This window comes from Microbacterium sp. LMC-P-041, assembly GCF_030209555.1.
In the GTDB taxonomy this organism is placed as follows: domain Bacteria; phylum Actinomycetota; class Actinomycetes; order Actinomycetales; family Microbacteriaceae; genus Microbacterium.
Genome location: NZ_JARVRV010000006.1, coordinates 79,163 through 94,567 on the forward strand (window position 1 = coordinate 79,163; position 15,405 = coordinate 94,567).

The 15,405-nt window shown below is 70.8% G+C and carries 12 protein-coding genes; 9 read left to right on the forward strand and 3 right to left on the reverse strand.

Annotated features, from left to right (window positions below):
• Window position 1: 1 nt before the first annotated feature.
• The 8 genes from QRN21_RS13185 to QRN21_RS13220 all read left to right on the forward strand — a co-directional run bounded on the left by QRN21_RS13185 (window position 2) and on the right by QRN21_RS13220 (window position 8,529).
• A complete protein-coding gene (locus QRN21_RS13185) occupies window positions 2–688 on the forward strand; it encodes a DUF624 domain-containing protein (RefSeq protein ID WP_285364404.1) in 687 nt (228 codons plus the stop codon).
• Window positions 685–1,659: a hydroxyacid dehydrogenase gene (locus QRN21_RS13190; protein ID WP_285364406.1), complete on the forward strand. Its 975-nt coding sequence runs from the start codon at window positions 685–687 to the stop codon at window positions 1,657–1,659. The genes QRN21_RS13185 and QRN21_RS13190 overlap by 4 nt, the downstream gene beginning before the upstream one ends.
• A gap of 149 nt (window positions 1,660–1,808) precedes the next feature.
• Window positions 1,809–2,972, forward strand: a complete 1,164-nt coding sequence (locus QRN21_RS13195) for a Gfo/Idh/MocA family protein (protein ID WP_053097757.1) — start codon at window positions 1,809–1,811, stop codon at window positions 2,970–2,972.
• 2 nt (window positions 2,973–2,974) lie between these two features.
• Window positions 2,975–4,147, forward strand: coding sequence for a dihydrodipicolinate synthase family protein (locus QRN21_RS13200; protein ID WP_285364409.1), 1,173 nt, complete (start codon window positions 2,975–2,977; stop codon window positions 4,145–4,147).
• A complete protein-coding gene (locus QRN21_RS13205) occupies window positions 4,144–5,007 on the forward strand; it encodes a sugar phosphate isomerase/epimerase family protein (protein WP_053097755.1) in 864 nt (287 codons plus the stop codon). The genes QRN21_RS13200 and QRN21_RS13205 overlap by 4 nt, the downstream gene beginning before the upstream one ends.
• 536 nt (window positions 5,008–5,543) lie before the next feature.
• Window positions 5,544–6,302: a sugar phosphate isomerase/epimerase family protein gene (locus tag QRN21_RS13210; protein ID WP_285364413.1), complete on the forward strand. Its 759-nt coding sequence runs from the start codon at window positions 5,544–5,546 to the stop codon at window positions 6,300–6,302.
• A gap of 71 nt (window positions 6,303–6,373) precedes the next feature.
• Window positions 6,374–7,432 carry a LacI family DNA-binding transcriptional regulator gene (locus QRN21_RS13215; RefSeq protein ID WP_285364415.1) on the forward strand — a complete coding sequence of 353 codons (1,059 nt, stop codon included), beginning with the start codon at window positions 6,374–6,376 and terminating at the stop codon, window positions 7,430–7,432.
• The gene (locus tag QRN21_RS13220; protein ID WP_285364417.1) at window positions 7,429–8,529 is read left to right on the forward strand and encodes a glycerate kinase; all 1,101 of its coding nucleotides are present in this window, start codon (window positions 7,429–7,431) and stop codon (window positions 8,527–8,529) included. The genes QRN21_RS13215 and QRN21_RS13220 overlap by 4 nt, the downstream gene beginning before the upstream one ends.
• 594 nt (window positions 8,530–9,123) lie before the next feature.
• Here QRN21_RS13220 and pgm read toward each other — a convergent pair.
• Window positions 9,124–10,767 (reverse strand): phosphoglucomutase (alpha-D-glucose-1,6-bisphosphate-dependent), encoded by a 1,644-nt coding sequence (gene pgm, locus QRN21_RS13225; RefSeq protein WP_285364419.1) that lies wholly within the window; start codon window positions 10,765–10,767, stop codon window positions 9,124–9,126.
• Window positions 10,768–10,829: 62 nt separating this feature from the next.
• Here pgm and pheA point away from each other — a divergent pair, with 62 nt between their 5' ends.
• Window positions 10,830–11,780: a prephenate dehydratase gene (gene pheA, locus QRN21_RS13230; RefSeq protein ID WP_053097750.1), complete on the forward strand. Its 951-nt coding sequence runs from the start codon at window positions 10,830–10,832 to the stop codon at window positions 11,778–11,780.
• Between the two features lie 15 nt (window positions 11,781–11,795).
• On the opposite strand, the gene QRN21_RS13235 is transcribed toward pheA, so the two are convergent.
• Window positions 11,796–13,862, reverse strand: a complete 2,067-nt coding sequence (locus QRN21_RS13235) for a molybdopterin oxidoreductase family protein (protein WP_285364422.1) — start codon at window positions 13,860–13,862, stop codon at window positions 11,796–11,798.
• A complete protein-coding gene (locus tag QRN21_RS13240) occupies window positions 13,859–15,403 on the reverse strand; it encodes an FAD-dependent oxidoreductase (protein ID WP_056279303.1) in 1,545 nt (514 codons plus the stop codon). Before QRN21_RS13240 ends, QRN21_RS13235 begins: the two co-directional genes overlap by 4 nt.
• Window positions 15,404–15,405: the final 2 nt, after the last annotated feature.

A 15,405-nucleotide genomic window follows, 5' to 3' on the forward strand; every position in this document is an offset into this window, starting at 1 on the left:
GATGAAGCGCATCTCCCACGACGCCTGGGCCACGATCCTCGGGGTCGTCTACCTGGGGCTGATGACGAACTTCCTCGTGCTCGTCACCGCGTCGCCTCTCGTGGTGCTGCTCATGACGACGGATCCCGCATTGTCGTGGCCGCTGCTCGCGCTCGCGGCTCCGCTGGCGGCGCCGGCGCTGACCGGCGCATTCGCGGCGTTCCGCGAGTTCGGCCGCGGGGAGCCGCAGGTGGTCCGCTCGTTCCTCCGTGGCTGGAGGGCCACCGCGCGCAAAGGCATGCTGATCGGGGCCATCGCGGCGGCATCCGTCGTCGTGCTGCTTGTCGATGTGCGCGTGGTCGCCGCGTCACCCGCATCCGTCCTGATGGTCCCGGTGCTCGCCCTGCTCACCGTGATCGCCGTGTCGACTTCTCTCGTGGCTCTCGTCGCCCTGGCGGAGGAGCCGGGCGCGAGGATGCGCGACATCGTCAAGGCCGCGCTCTACCTGTGTGTGCGGCGTTGGCACCTCACGGCGCTGTCGCTCGCGGTGCTCGCCGTGCAGTTCGGGCTCTTCACAACGATGCCAGCGATCGCGATCGGCCTGACCTGCGCCCCCGCCCTGTACGTGGTGTGGGCGAACAGCCGGTACACCCTGCGCCCCGTGCTCGACATCGAGACCGTGCACGACGTCGAAGAAGTGCGCGCATGACCGTTCGCACCGCAATGAGCCCCGAGGTTTTCGACCTGCTCTTCGACGATGCGCGTCTGCAGCGACTGCGCGAGCTGGCGCCGTCGCCACGACTCCAGATCGACGACGGCGACATCTCCGACACCGAGATCCTGCTCACATCGTGGGGTGCTCCGCGCCTCGACGCCGCGCTCCTCGACCGCATGCCGCGGCTGCGCGCCGTGGTGCACGCGGCCGGCAGCGTGCAACGGCTGGTGTCCGATGACCTGTGGGAGCGCGACATCACGGTGACCTCGGCCGCCGATGCCAACGCCGTGCCGGTCGCCGAGTACACCTTCGCGACGATCATCCTCGCCTTCAAGCGCGCGTTCGTGCACGTGCGCTCGCCGTCGACGGTGCTTGAGTGGCGCGACCTGGTCGGCTCCACGCGGTACGGCAGCGTCGGTCGAACGGTCGGCATCGTCGGCTTCTCGCGGATCGGACGCCGGGTGGTACGAATGCTGGGGCAGCTCGACGACATCCGAATCCTCGTCGCCGACCCCTTCGTCTCGCCCCAGGCTGTGGCCGACGCCGGGGCTGAGCTGCTGCCTCTCGACGACATTCTCGGACAGGTCGACGTGCTGTCGCTGCATGCGCCCGCACTGCCCGAGACCAGGCACATGATCGGCGCGGCCGAGCTGGCGGCACTCCGCGACGGTGCCACAGTCATCAACACCGCACGCGGGTGGATCCTCGATCACGATGCGCTGTTCGCCGAGTGTGCGCCGGGGCGACTGGATGCGGTGCTCGACGTCACCGAGCCCGATCCGCTGCCGATCGGTGCAGCGCTGCGCGGGCTGCCGAACGTCGCCCTCACCCCGCATATCGCAGGATCCATGGGCACCGAGGCGCGGAGGCTCGCCGATTCAGCCCTAGACGATGTCGAGGCGCTGCTGCACGGCGGCGTCCCGTCGCAGGTGATCACGCGCCTCGACATGGAGCTGAGCGCGTGAGCGCGTCCGTCGACCCGCACGAGCATGGAGAGCGTTTTCCACCTTTTCTTGCGCACCGAGCCACAGCATGGCATGCTGTCGGAAAGCGCTTACCGCACAGTTTCCCCGCCGAGTGCGCGGGACCTCAGAGATAACAGAACGGACCAGCAATGTCACAGGCGACACCCCGCGAGATCGGGATCATCATGAACGGCGTCTCCGGGCGCATGGGCTACCGGCAGCACCTCGTGCGGTCGATCCTCGCGATCCGCGACCAGGGCGGCATCGAGCTGCCCGACGGATCCCGCATCACGGTCAAGCCGCTGCTTGTCGGCCGCAACGAGGCCAAGCTCGCCGAGCTCGCCGCGAAGCACGGCATCGACGACTACACGACCGACCTCGACGCAGCGCTCGCCGACCCCAAGTGGGAGATCTACGCCGATTTCCTCGTGACCAAGGCCCGCGCCTCGGCCCTTCGCAAGGCGATCGCGGCCGGCAAGGCGATCTACACCGAGAAGCCGACCGCCGAGTCGCTCGACGAGGCCCTCGAGCTCGCGCGTCTCGCGGACGAGGCCGGCGTCAAGACCGGCGTCGTACACGACAAGCTCTACCTGCCGGGTCTGCAGAAGCTCAAGCGCCTCATCGACTCCGGTTTCTTCGGCCGCATCCTCTCCGTGCGCGGCGAGTTCGGCTACTGGGTCTTCGAGGGCGACTGGCAGCCCGCGCAGCGCCCCAGCTGGAACTACCGCACCGAAGACGGCGGCGGCATCATCGTCGACATGTTCCCGCACTGGAACTACGTGCTCGAGAACCTGTTCGGCGAGGTCAAGAGCGTCTACGCGCAGGCCGCCGTGCACATCGCCGACCGCTGGGACGAGAACGGCGAGCACTACACCGCCACCGCCGAGGACGCCGCGTACGGCATCTTCGAGATCGAGGGCGGCATCGTCGCCGAGATCAACTCCAGCTGGACGGTGCGCGTCAACCGCGACGAGCTCGTCGAGTTCCAGGTCGACGGCACCCACGGATCCGCGGTCGTCGGACTCTTCGGCGCGAAGATCCAGCCCCGCAATGCGACTCCGAAGCCGGTCTGGAACCCCGACCTCGAAGACAGCCACGACTACGACGCCGACTGGCAGAACGTCCCGACCAACGACGTCTTCCTCAACGGCTTCCGTCAGCAGTGGGAGGAGTACCTGGTCTCGTTCGTCGAGGGCACGAAGTACCCCTTCGACCTGCTCTCGGGCGCCCGCGGCGTGCAGTTCGCCGAGGCGGGGCTGACCTCCAGCGCCGAAGGCCGCAAGGTCGCACTCACCCCGCTGACGCTGGGTTGAGCATGACCACTCTCCGACTTCTCGACGCCGCGGGCGCGGTGACGGATGCCGAGCTGCGCGAGGGCGGCGGGTATACGCGTCCGGCCTCTCCGCTGCAGAGCCGCGTCGCGTACGCCGCAGCCCATGTCGTGCCGAAGGTGAACGCCGACAACACCCCGGGGCAGCCCGCCGACATCGACTGGGACTCTACTCTGGCGTTCCGCCGCAACGCGTACTCGTGGGGTCTGGGCGTCGCCGACGCCATGGACACCGCTCAGCGGAACATGGGGCTGGATGCCGCGGCGACGCGCGAGCTCATCGCGCGCAGCGCCGAGGTCGCCCGCGAGGAGGGCGGCTCGGTCGTGGTCGGCGTCAACACCGATCACGTCGCCGAGTCGCACATCTCGCTCGACCAGGTGATCGACGCCTACAAGGAGCAGCTGCACTTCACCGAGGAGCAGGGGGCGGGCCCGGTGCTCATGGCCTCTCGCCACCTCGCCCGTGTCGCTGAGAACGCCGACGACTACCGTCGCGTCTATCGCGAGGTGCTCTCGGCGGCCACCGTCCCGGTCGTGCTGCACTGGCTCGGCACGGCCTTCGACCCCGAGCTCGCCGGGTACTTCGGCGCGGACGACTGGCAGACGGCATCCGCTGTGCTGCTCGACGTGATCGCCGAGAACCCCGACAAGGTCGCCGGCGTGAAGATGAGCCTCCTGAACGCCGAGTCGGAGATCTCGGTGCGCGAGCGACTGCCTCAGGGTGTGCGCATGTTCACCGGCGACGACTTCAACTACGTCGGCCTCATCGGCGGAGACACCGTGGGGCAGGGTGACGGGCACTCCGACGCGCTGCTCGGCGCGTTCGCGGCCATCACCCCGGTCGCCTCCGCGGCGATCCAGGCGCTCGATGCCGGGGACCCCGAGCTCTACCTCGAGATCCTCGGCCCGACCGAAGAGCTCAGCCGCCAGGTGTTCGCCGCGCCGACCTTCTATTACAAGACCGGTGTCGCCTTCCTCGCCTGGCTCAACGGGCACCAGCCCGCGTTCCAGATGGTCGGCGGACTGCACTCGGCGCGCAGCCTTCCGCACCTCAGCCGCATCGTCGAGCTGGCGAACGCGTCGCTCGCCCTCGAGAATCCCGAACTCGCACGCGAGCGCTGGCACGGGATGCTCCGCCTGAACGGAGTGGACCTGTGACCGTCGACCCGCGCCTGTCGATCAACCAGGCCACGATCAAGCACGCAGACCTCGCGACGGCGCTGCGGGTGACGGCGGATGCCGGCATCCAGGCGATCGGCCTGTGGCGCGAGCCCGTGAACGAGGTCGGGCTCGACGTCGCCGCGCAGATGCTCGCCGATTCGGGGCTGCGCTTCACGACCCACTGCCGCGGTGGTTTCTTCACCCTTCCGGAGGGGCCGGATCGCATCGCTGCGCTCGACGACAACCGCCGAGCGATCGAGGAGACCGCGACCCTCGCCGCCGCGGGCGCCGACGGATCGACGGCCGTGCTCGTGCTCGTGGCCGGCGGCATCCCGGTGGGATCGCGCGATCTGATCGGCGCGCGCGAGCGTGTGCGCGACGCGATCGGCGTGCTCGCGTCCGACGCGAAGGCGGCGGGCGTGACGCTCGCGATCGAGCCCCTGCATCCGATGTACGCCTCCGACCGCGCGGTCGTCTCGACGCTCGGGCAGGCGCTCGACATCGCGGCCGATTTCGATGCCGACGTCGTGGGCGCGGCGGTGGACACGTTCCACATCTGGTGGGATCCGCAGGTGCTCGAGCAGATCACGCGCGCCGGCCGTGAGGGGCGCATCGCGACGTACCAAGTGTGCGACTGGAAGACCCCGCTCGCCGCCGATGTGCTGCTGTCGCGGCACTACACGGGTGACGGCGTGATCGACTTCGGCTCGCTCACGCGGGCCGTGATCGACACCGGATACGACCGTGACATCGAGGTCGAGATCTTCAACGCCGACATCTGGGCGGACGCTCCCGAGCACGTCGTCCGTCGTACGGCCGAGACCTTCGGCACCGCGATCTCGCCGCATCTGCGCTGACGGCCGCCGGGATCCGGTCGGGGTCGGGCTTCCGGTCGGGGCCGGCGAACCGGGTCGGGCACCGGGATCCGGTCGGGCACCGGCCGCGAACGTCCGCGAGCGGGCCACGCTTCTACCGTCTGCAGGACTCGAGCACGGATGCAGGGCCGTGACACCGTTTCTGTCCTGCATCCGTGTCTGCGTCCTGCAGATGGGAGGGGGTGCGGCGGTCTTCTCGTCCGACGGGACCGGACCGGAAAAGACCGGACCGGAAAAGACCGGACCGGACCGGACCGGACCGGACCGGACCGTTCGCCGGAGCACCTGCAGGACCCGAGCACGGATGCAGGGCCGTGACACCGTTTCTGTCCTGCATCCGTGTCTGCGTCCTGCAGATGGGAGGGGGTGCGGCGGTCTTCTCGTCCGACGGGACCGGACCGGAAAAGACCGGACCGGAAAAGACCGGATCCCCACCCGGGAACCGCCCACCTGTACGCGGCGGTCGCGCACGGCGCAAGCCCCGAGACACCCCGCCGAACGATTGAGAGGATGACGTCATGACGAAGATCCGCCCAGGACTCTGCTCGGTGACCTTCCGGTCGCTGAGCGCCGAACAGGTGGTCGACCTCGCCGCCGACGCCCGACTCGAGGTCATCGAGTGGGGAGCCGATTCGCACGTGCTGCCCGGCGACGTCGAGCAGGCCGCGAGGGTCGCGACGCTCACGACGGATGCCGGGCTCGTCGCGTGCTCCTACGGCTCGTACTTCCGTGCCGGTGCCGACGAGCCGATCACCCCCGTGCTCGACACCGCCGAGGCGCTCGGTGTCGATCGCGTGCGCGTCTGGGCAGGGCCGATCGGGTCCGGCGAGGCGTCGCCGCAGGACTGGGCGTCGACGATCGCCCGACTGCAGGATGCTGTCGATGAGGCCGCCGCCCGGGGAATCTCGCTCGCGCTCGAGTTCCACTCCGGGACGCTCGCCGACACCGCCCCGACGACGCTGCGGGTGCTCGACGAGGTGGCTCGGCCGACGCTCAGCTCGTACTGGCAGCCGACGGTCGGTGCCACGGTCGATGCGGTGCTCGACGAGTACCGCGCGATCGCCGACCGGGTCAGCGCCGCGCACGTGTTCTCGTGGTGGCCGGATCACGAGAGGCTTCCGTTGCGGGCGAGGGATGCCCTGTGGACCCGCTTCTTCGCGGATGCGCTGTCCGCGACGACTCCGCCCCGAGATGCGCTGCTCGAGTTCGTACCCGGCGATGATCCGACGCTGCTGCGTGGCGAGGCGGCGACGTTGCGCGCCTACCTCTCCCTCTGAGCCATGCGCCCCCGCAGTCCGGTCGCCGGCCCCTCCCCGGCATCGTCCTCACCGCGCAGTATGCTCAGGGCATGAGTCAGCAGGAAAGCCCTTCCCGCGTGCGTCAGCCGCGGCATTCCCGGGGCGCGGCCCCGACCCTGCACGACGTCGCCCGTGAGGCCGGAGTCTCGCTCGCCACGGCATCCCGTGTTCTCAACGGATCCGAGCGCAAGGTGGCCGAGTCCTTCCGCGAACGCGTCGAGCAGGCGGCCGCCGAACTGGGCTACACGGCGAACGCATCGGCGCAGGCGACCGCCCGAGGAACCTCGCCCGTGATCGCACTCCTGGTCGCCGACATCGCCGACCCCTACTTCGGACTCATCGCGGCCGGTGTCGCCCGCGGAGCCGACGAACAGGGCCTGGTCGTGACGATCGCGATCACCGAGCGAGATCCGGCACGCGAGGCGCGCATCGTGCGGGCCCTCCGTGGGCAGCGACCCCAGGGCCTGATCCTCGCCGCATCGCGCACGAACGAGCCGACGGACTCCGACACCTCACGCGAGCTCGCGGAGTACGCCCGCTTCGGTGGACGCGTGGTCACGTTCGGCGCCGGCAGCGCAGACAACCGCCACGTCGAGATCGACAACCGCGCTGGCGCCGAAGCGCTCGGTCGCCGCATGGCGTCTCTCGGATACCGCTCCGCCATCGCGATCGGCGCAGCCGAGGGAGTGCTGACGTCGGACGAGCGTCTCGCCGGATTCCGCGCCGGCTTCGAGACCGACGGCGGGGCTATCGGGCGGGTGATCCGCGGCGACTTCCGCCGCGAATCGGGTGCGCAGGCGATGACGGCGGCCCTCGCCGACGGCGTCGAACCCGGCACCCTCGTGTTCGGCATGAGCGACGTGGTCGCGATCGGAGCGATGGCGGCGATCCGCGAGGCCGGTCGTGAGGTCGGTGCCGACATCGCGGTCTGCGGCTTCGATGACGTGCCCTCGAGCAGCGATGTCACCCCGGCGCTCACCACCGTGCGCGTGCCGCTCAGCGAGGTCGGATATCAGGCCTTCCGTGCGACGGTCGACGCCGACTGGCAGCAGGCTCCGCTTCCGCTCGAGGTCATCGTGCGGGCGAGCACCCCCGGACTCACCCGATGACCCGCGTGGTGCTGGCGCCGGACAGCTTCAAGGGCACGATCACCGCGGCGGATGCGGCGGCATCCCTCGCCGAAGGCTGGTCATCGGTCGAGCCGACCGCGACGTTCGTGCACCGCCCCATGGCTGACGGCGGCGAGGGCACCGTCGCCGCGTTCGAGGCGGCCGTGCAGGGAGCGCGACGCATGCCGGTCGTCGTCGACGGACCCGCGGGGCTGGCGCTGGAGACGAGCTGGCTGCTGCTTCCCGTCTCGGCGGATTCACCCGGGGGGACTGCCGTCGTCGACCTCGCCTCGACCTCGGGCATCGAACTGCTCGACGAACTGCGTCCGTGGGATGCCGACACCTCCGGATTCGGTCAGGCGATCGCCGCGGCCCTCGACCACGGCGTCACGCGACTTGTCGTCGGCATCGGGTCGAGCGCGTCGACCGACGGCGGCACCGGGATGCTGACCGCCCTCGGCGCGCGATTCCTCGATGCCGCCGGTGAGCCGGTCGCACGAGGGGCCCGCGGTCTCGCCGACATCGCCTCCGCCGACCTGAGCGGTCTGCGCACGGCGCCGCGGGTGCGCGTGCTCACCGACGTCACGAATCCCCTCGTCGGCCCGCGGGGCGCCGCAGCCGTGTTCGGACCGCAGAAGGGTCTCGTCGGCCCGGAGCTCGACGAGGTGGATGCCGGACTCGCGGGCCTCGCCGCACTGCTCGGCCTCGACTCCGCACTGCCGGGCACCGGAGCCGCCGGTGGCGCGGGCGGTGCGCTGGTCGCCTGGGGTGCGACGCTCGCCCCGGGCGCTGCCGAGGTGGCGGACCTGATCGGCCTCGCCGACGCGATCGCCGACGCCGACCATGTCATCACAGGGGAGGGGTCGTACGACGGTCAGTCCGGAGACGGCAAGGTGCCCTCGTTCATCGCCGGCCTCGCGTCGACGACCGGTGCGACCGCCCTGCTCGCCGCCGGACGCATCACGGCCGACTCCGACACCGCGCTGTTCACGGCATCCGCGTCGCTCACCGAGATCGCCGGATCGTCGGATGCCGCGCTCGCCGACCCCGCCCGCTGGTTGCGCGAGGCCGGAGCACTGCTCGCCCGCTCGGTCTGACGCATCGCGTCCGCGCGCGTCGGCCCACGGTGGGGTCGCTGTTGCGCAGCATCCGTCCGCATCCGTCCGCATCCTTCCGCCCGGGTTGCCCCCGCCCCCCGCAGCATCCGCCCGCCAGCCCGTCGGGACCACTTTCGCACCCGGCTCGCCAGCCGGGGCCACTTTCGCACCGGGGATGGCCGTTTCGGGTGCGTAATTGACCCCGCACACGCAGGGGGCGAGCACGAGGGCCGGAAGGTAACTCCGGCTCGCCAGCCGGGGCCACTTTCGCACCGGGATCGGCCGTTTCGGATGCGTAATCGACCACGCACACGCAGGGGCGGCGAGATAGGGGACGCGAGGGCATTTTCGCCCGCCAGTCGGGGTCAGTTTCGCATCGCGGACGCCAGCCGGGGCCACTTTCGCATCGGGATCAGCCGTTTCGGGTGCGTAATTGACCCCGCACGCACAAGGAGGGGATGCCGTGCGGCAGTCCGCCCCGCGGGCGTTCCGCCACGCGGGCGTTCCGCCACGAAAGAGTTCCGGTCCCGGATGCACTTCTGCCCCCACACGGGCGACGTGCGGGGGCAGAAGAACAGCCCGAAGGGCGCGGGATCAGCCCCCGAGGGCGGCGGACACGACGGCGCGAGCCTCCGCCTGCACCTCGGCGAGGTGCTCCGGGCCGCGCAGGCTCTCGGCGTACAGCTTGTAGACGTCTTCCGTGCCCGAGGGGCGGGCGGCGAACCAGGCGTGCTCGGTCTGGACCTTGAGGCCGCCGATCGCCGCACCGTTGCCGGGGGCGTGCGACAGCTTGGCGGTGATCTCCTCTCCCGCGAGGGTCGTCGCCGAGACGGCATCCGGAGCGAGCTTGCCCAGCGTCGCCTTCTGCGCGGGCGTCGCCGGGGCGTCGACGCGCTGGTAGGCCGACGAGCCGAAGGCCTGCTCCAGCTCGGCATACCGCTCCGACGGCGTCTTGCCGGTGACCGCGATGATCTCGGCCGCGAGCAGGCACAGCAGGATGCCGTCCTTGTCGGTCGACCAGACCGTGCCGTCCTTGCGGAGGAACGATGCTCCGGCCGACTCCTCGCCGCCGAACGCGACCGAGCCGTCGAGCAGACCGGGCACGAACCACTTGAAGCCCACCGGCACCTCGAGGAGGCGGCGTCCGAGCGATTCGGCCACCCGGTCGATGATCATCGACGACACGAGGGTCTTGCCGATCGCGGCGTCGCGCGGCCACTCGGAGCGGTGCGAGAACAGGTAGTCGATCGCGACCGCGAGGTAGTGGTTCGGGTTCATGAGCCCGGCGTCGGGGGTGACGACGCCGTGGCGGTCGGCATCCGCGTCGTTGCCCGTCAGCACGTCGTAGTCGCCCTTCTTGGCGACGAGCGAGGCCATGGCCGACGGGGAGGACGGATCCATGCGGATCTTCTCGTCCCAGTCGAGTGTCATGAAGCGCCAGGTCGGGTCGACCTCGGGGTTCACGACGGTCAGGTCGAGGTCGTAGACCTCCTTGATGAGCGCCCAGTACTCGACGGATGCGCCACCGAGCGGGTCGGCGCCGATGCGCACGCCGGCGGTGCGGATGGCGACGATGTCGATGATCGTCGCCAGGTCGCGCACGTAGGCGTCACGGAAGTCGTACCCCGGAAGCGCGTCCCAGTCGATGTCGGCGAACCGCTCGCGCTTGACGTCGACGAGACCGCCGGCGATCAGCTCGTTGGCGCGGTCGGCGATCCAGCCGGTCGCGTCGGTGTCGGCCGGTCCACCGTGCGGCGGGTTGTACTTGAAGCCGCCGTCGCGGGGCGGGTTGTGCGACGGGGTGACGACGATGCCGTCGGCGCGGCCGGCGGCATCCGACGCGAGGTCGCGGTTGAAGGTGAGGATCGCGTGGCTGAGCGCGGGCGTCGGCACCCAGGCGTCGCGCGAGTCGACGCGGACGTCGACGCCGTTGGCCACGAGCACCTCGATGGCGCTGCGCTCGGCGGGCAGCGAGAGCGCGTGGGTGTCGCGGCCGAGGAACAGGGGACCGGTGATTCCCTGGCTCGCGCGGTAGTCGACGATCGCCTGGGTGGTCGCCAGGATGTGGTTCTCGTTGAAGCTCTTGGTCAGCGACGACCCGCGGTGACCGCTGGTGCCGAACGCGACCCGCTCGGCGGCGACCCCGGGGTCGGGCACGCGGTCGTAGTAAGCGGCGATCAGCTCGTCGACATCGATCAGATCAGATTCCTCGGCAGGGAGGCCGGCGCGGCTCGTCATGCAGACAGTCTGCCCCCATCTCGGCATCCGCGCATCTTCTGGGCGTGTGCCGGTGCCCTAAGGTGAAACGCGTGACTGAACGCCGCACCTACAGCTATCTCGGCCCCGCCGGAACATTCACCGAAGCGGCGCTCGAACAGGTCGCTGAAGCACGGGGTCAGGACTGGCGTGCCGTGCACAACGTCGGAGAAGCCCTCGCGGATGTGCTCGAGGGGCGCAGCGACGCCGCGATGATCGCGATCGAGAACTCGATCGAGGGCGGCGTCTCGACCACGCAGGATGCGCTGGCCACTCTGCCGGGCCTCCGGATCATCGGCGAGTACCTCGTGCCGGTGAACTTCGTGCTCGTGGCGCCTCGGGGCACGACCCTGGCGGACATCAGCGTGATCGCCGCGCACCCGGTCGCCTACGCCCAGTGCCACGGCTGGCTCGGGGAGCACCTCCCCAGGCACTCGCATGTGCCTGCGGCGAGCAACGTCGCGTCGGCGATCGGCATGCTCGACGGCGGTCTTCCCGCCCAGGCGGCCATCGCCGCCCCGGGCGTCGTGAAGCACCTCGACGTCGACGTGCTGGCCGAGGACATCGGCGACAACGCCCAGGCCGTCACCCGCTTCGTGCTCGTGACCCGCACCACCACGGCGCCGGCGCCGACCGGGGCCGACAAGACCTCGCTGATCGTCGAGCTGCCGAACGATCACCCCGGATCCCTCCTCGAGATGCTCGAGCAGTTCTCGACCCGCGGCATCAACCTCTCGCTGATCCAGTCGCGTCCGATCGGCGACGAGCTCGGCCGCTACCGGTTCGTGATCGACGCCGACGGCCACATCGAGCACGAGCGCATGGCCGACGCCCTGCTCGGCATCCGCCGTTTCAGCCCGCGCGTGGTGTTCCTCGGGTCGTATCCGCGAGCCGACCGGCAGATCGTGCAGTATCCCGAGCGCTACTCCGACGACATCTTCGTCGAGGCGCGCGACTGGCTGCGCGGCATCCTCAGCGGCGAGCCGGACGACTGAGCGCCGCCTCCACGATCAGACGGCGCGGAGCTCGACCAGAGCCCGTTTGAACTCGGGCATCGCCGAGTGCGGATCGACCCGGTCGTCGGTGAGCAGATTGGCGCTCTCGGCATCCGCGTAGTGGAACGGCAGGAACACCGTGTCGGGCCTGATGTCGTGCGTCAGCTCGGCCCGCGCCCGCAGGGTGCCGCGGGAGTTCGAGAGACGGATGCCGTCGCCCTCGCCGATCCCATGACGACGCGCGGTCGCAGGGTGCAGCTGCGCGACGAGATCGGGCCGCTTCTCGGTGAGCTCGGGGATGCGGCGGGTCTGCGCTCCGCTCTGGTACTGCTCGAGCAGGCGCCCGGTGATCAGGGTGAGCCGGTCGGCGCTCGCCGTCGGATGCTCCCGAGCCCGCACGGCGACGAGCTTCGCGCGCCCGTCGGCGTGCGCGAAGCGGTCGGCGAACAGTCGAGGGGTGCCGAGGCTCCCGATCGGGAAGGGCCAGTGCGCCTCGATGCCGAGGTCGAGCAGTTCGTGGCTGAGGCCGGAGTAGTCGGCGCGGCCGCCGGCGGAGGCGCGGGCCAGCTCGCCGAACACCTCCGACGGCACGAGGCTCCAGGTGCCGGGGGCGCCGAGGCGACGGGCGAGCTCGGCCATGATCCACAGCTCGCTGCGGGCGCCGGCGGGGGCGTCGACCGCTCGGCGGCGACGCAGCACGCGGCCCTCGAGGTTGGTCATCGTGCCCTCCTCCTCGGCCCACTGCAGCACGGGGAGCACGATGTCGGCGGCCTTCGCGGTCTCCGAGAGGAAGAAGTCCGAGACGACGAGCAGATCGAGCCGGCCCAGGGCCTCGCGCACGGTCGACACGTTCGGCGCCGACACGAACACGTTCGAGCCGTGCACGAGCAGCGCTCGCACGCCGCCCGGGAGTCCGGCGCTCTGTAGCAGCTCGACCGCGGGGATGCCGGGCCCGGGAAGGTCGTCGGGGTCGACGCCCCACACGGCCGCGACCGAGGCGCGGGCGGCCGGGTCGCTGATCGACTGGTACCCCGGAAGCTGGTCGGCTTTCTGTCCGTGCTCGCGTCCGCCCTGGCCGTTGCCCTGCCCGGTCAGCGTGCCGTAGCCGCACCCCGGTGTCCCCGGAAGACCCAGGAGCAGTGCGAGGTTGATGGCGGCCGTCGCGGTGTCGGTGCCGTCGACGTGCTGCTCGACGCCACGGCCGGTGAGGATGTAGGTCGAGTCGGAGTCCGCCAGTCTGCGTGCCAGATCGCGGATGCTGCGCGCCGGCACCCCGGTGACGGTCTCGGCACGCTCGGGCCACCACGCCGACACCGACTGGCGGAGGGCGTCGAAGCCCGATGTGCGCTGGCGCACATAGCCGTCGTCGTAGAGCTCCTCGGCGATCACGACATGGATCACTGCGAGCAGCAGCGCGAGATCGGTGCCGGGCACCGGCTGCACGTGGATGCCTGCGCCGTCGGCGCTCAGTCGTGCCGTCGAGCTGCGGCGAGGATCGACGACGATGAGACCGCCGCGGGCCCTGGCGCCCTGCAGATGCGAGACGAACGGCGGCATGGTGTCGCCGACGTTCGATCCCAGCAGCAGCACCGTCTCGGCGGTGTCGAGGTCGGTCAGCGGGAACGGCAGGCCGCGGTCGATTCCGAAGGAGCGATTGGCGGCGGCCGCAGCGGATGACATGCAGAAGCGGCCGTTGTAGTCGATGCGCGAGGTGCGCAGTGCGATGCGGGCGAACTTGCCCAGCTGGTACGCCTTCTCGTTCGTGAGCCCGCCGCCGCCGAAGACGCCGACCGCATCGGGGCCGTCCTCCTCGGCGATCAGACGCAGCCGCGCGGCTATCAGATCGAGAGTCACGTCCCAGTCCGCCGGGTGCAGTTCGCCGTCGGTCCCGCGCACCAGGGGAGTGGTGAGGCGACCGGCGTCGGCGAGCAGCTCGGCCGAGGTCCACCCCTTCTTGCACAGCCCGCCGCGGTTCGTCGGGAAGTCGCGTCCGGCGACGGCGACCGGCAGCGGTGCGCCCACGGTCGGGGTCAGCGTCATCGCGCACTGCAGCGCGCAGTAGGGGCAGTGGGTGTCGGTCATGCGACGGCCCCCGCGTGGGCGTGCAGCATCTCGGTGATGCGGGCGCGGCATCCTCCGCATCCGGTGCCGGCGCGGGTGCACTCGCCGACCGCAGCCACCGACGAGCAGCCGTCGTCGATCGCGTCCTCGATCTGGCCGACGGTGACGGCGTTGCAGATGCAGAGGGTCGCGTCACGACCGGCCGGTGCGATCGCATCGGCGTCAGGATCATCGAGACGCAGCAGCAGCGAGCGGTCGGCGGGCAGCTCGCCGCCGCGCAGGTACAGCACGCTCAGTTCGGCCGCGGCCCGCGGCATCCCGACCGCCACGAATCCGGTGAGGATGCCGTCGCGCGTCGCCATCTTCACGTAGGTGCCGTGCTCGGGGTCGGCCCAGACGGCGATGCCGGGGGCATCCTCACCGGCCGGGACAGGGGCGAAGGGGTCGGCCGAGACGTCGCCCGCGGATGCGATGTCGACCAGCTCGCCCTTGAGCACGACGACGCCGGGGTGCTCGTCGGCGAACTCGCCCGGGTGGTCGTCGGCACTGTCGAGCTCGGCGGCGATGGCCGCGGCGAGCCAGCTCGCCTGACGCCAGCCGGGGCCGACGAGGCCGTGCGGTCCGCCCGGCACCTGGCGGTCGTGCAGGAACTCGGCGGGGTCGGCGATGTGGGCGCAGTCCCCGATCGCGTGGATGCGCGGATCCGACCACGAGCGCAGTGCGCCGTCGACGAGCACGCCGTTGCCGACGCGGAGTCCCGCGGCCTCGGCGAGCTCGGTGCGCGCCCTGACGCCGCACGACAGCACGAGCAGATCGCCCTCGATGCGCTTGCCGTCGGAGCTCGCGAGTGCACGGAACCGGCGGATGCCGTCGTCGCCCTCGACCCCGATCACTCCCTCGGCACGGGTGTGCGGCACCAGCGTGACGCCGGCCGAGGCGAGAGCGGTCGAGAGGATGCTCGCCGACCCCCGGTCGAGTTGGCGGGGCATCGGCATCGGACCGAAGTGGGCCACGGAGGGCACGGCGCCGGCGTCCGCGAGCAGCATGGCGAGCTCGATCCCCAGCACGCCGGCTCCGAGCACCACGACCCGGCCGCCGCGTGCGACCACGGCGCGCACCTGCTCGGCATCCGACAGATCGCGGAGCACGCAGACCCCTGTGGTCAGACTGCTGTCGAGGCCGGTGGTGTCCGGACCGAGCGTCTCGAGGCCTTCGAGCGACGGGACGATCGATCGCGCGCCGGTCGCGAGCACCAGGCGGTCATACCCGACGGTCGATCCGTCGACCAGCTCGACGACCCGCGCCTCCCGATCGATCCGCACCGCTCGCGCCCCCAGCCGCAGATCCACACCGGTGAGGCTCGCGGCAGTGGCGAGAGTGAGCTCGTCGGACGAGGCCTCGCCCACGGCGTATTCCGCGAGCAGCACCCGGTTGTACGGATCCGCTGTCTCGGCGCCCAGCACGGTGACCGTCGCCCGACCCCCTGCCACGAGCGGCAGGAGCTCTTCGGCGAAGCGGATGCCGACAGGCCCCGCGCCGATGACGACGATGCGCTCGGTCATGG

Bases quoted from the DNA above. Each gene is read 5' to 3' on its own strand.
- pgm (WP_285364419.1), bottom strand. From the start codon at position 10,767: ATGACGAGCCGCGCCGGCCTCCCTGCCGAGGAATCTGATCTGATCGAT.
- QRN21_RS13240 (WP_056279303.1), bottom strand. From the start codon at position 15,403: ATGACCGAGCGCATCGTCGTCATCGGCGCGGGGCCTGTCGGCATCCGC.
- QRN21_RS13215 (WP_285364415.1), top strand. From the start codon at position 6,374: ATGAGTCAGCAGGAAAGCCCTTCCCGCGTGCGTCAGCCGCGGCATTCC.
- QRN21_RS13185 (WP_285364404.1), top strand. From the start codon at position 2: ATGAAGCGCATCTCCCACGACGCCTGGGCCACGATCCTCGGGGTCGTC.
- QRN21_RS13220 (WP_285364417.1), top strand. From the start codon at position 7,429: ATGACCCGCGTGGTGCTGGCGCCGGACAGCTTCAAGGGCACGATCACC.
- QRN21_RS13195 (WP_053097757.1), top strand. From the start codon at position 1,809: ATGTCACAGGCGACACCCCGCGAGATCGGGATCATCATGAACGGCGTC.
- QRN21_RS13200 (WP_285364409.1), top strand. From the start codon at position 2,975: ATGACCACTCTCCGACTTCTCGACGCCGCGGGCGCGGTGACGGATGCC.
- QRN21_RS13190 (WP_285364406.1), top strand. From the start codon at position 685: ATGACCGTTCGCACCGCAATGAGCCCCGAGGTTTTCGACCTGCTCTTC.
- QRN21_RS13235 (WP_285364422.1), bottom strand. From the start codon at position 13,862: ATGACCGACACCCACTGCCCCTACTGCGCGCTGCAGTGCGCGATGACG.
- QRN21_RS13210 (WP_285364413.1), top strand. From the start codon at position 5,544: ATGACGAAGATCCGCCCAGGACTCTGCTCGGTGACCTTCCGGTCGCTG.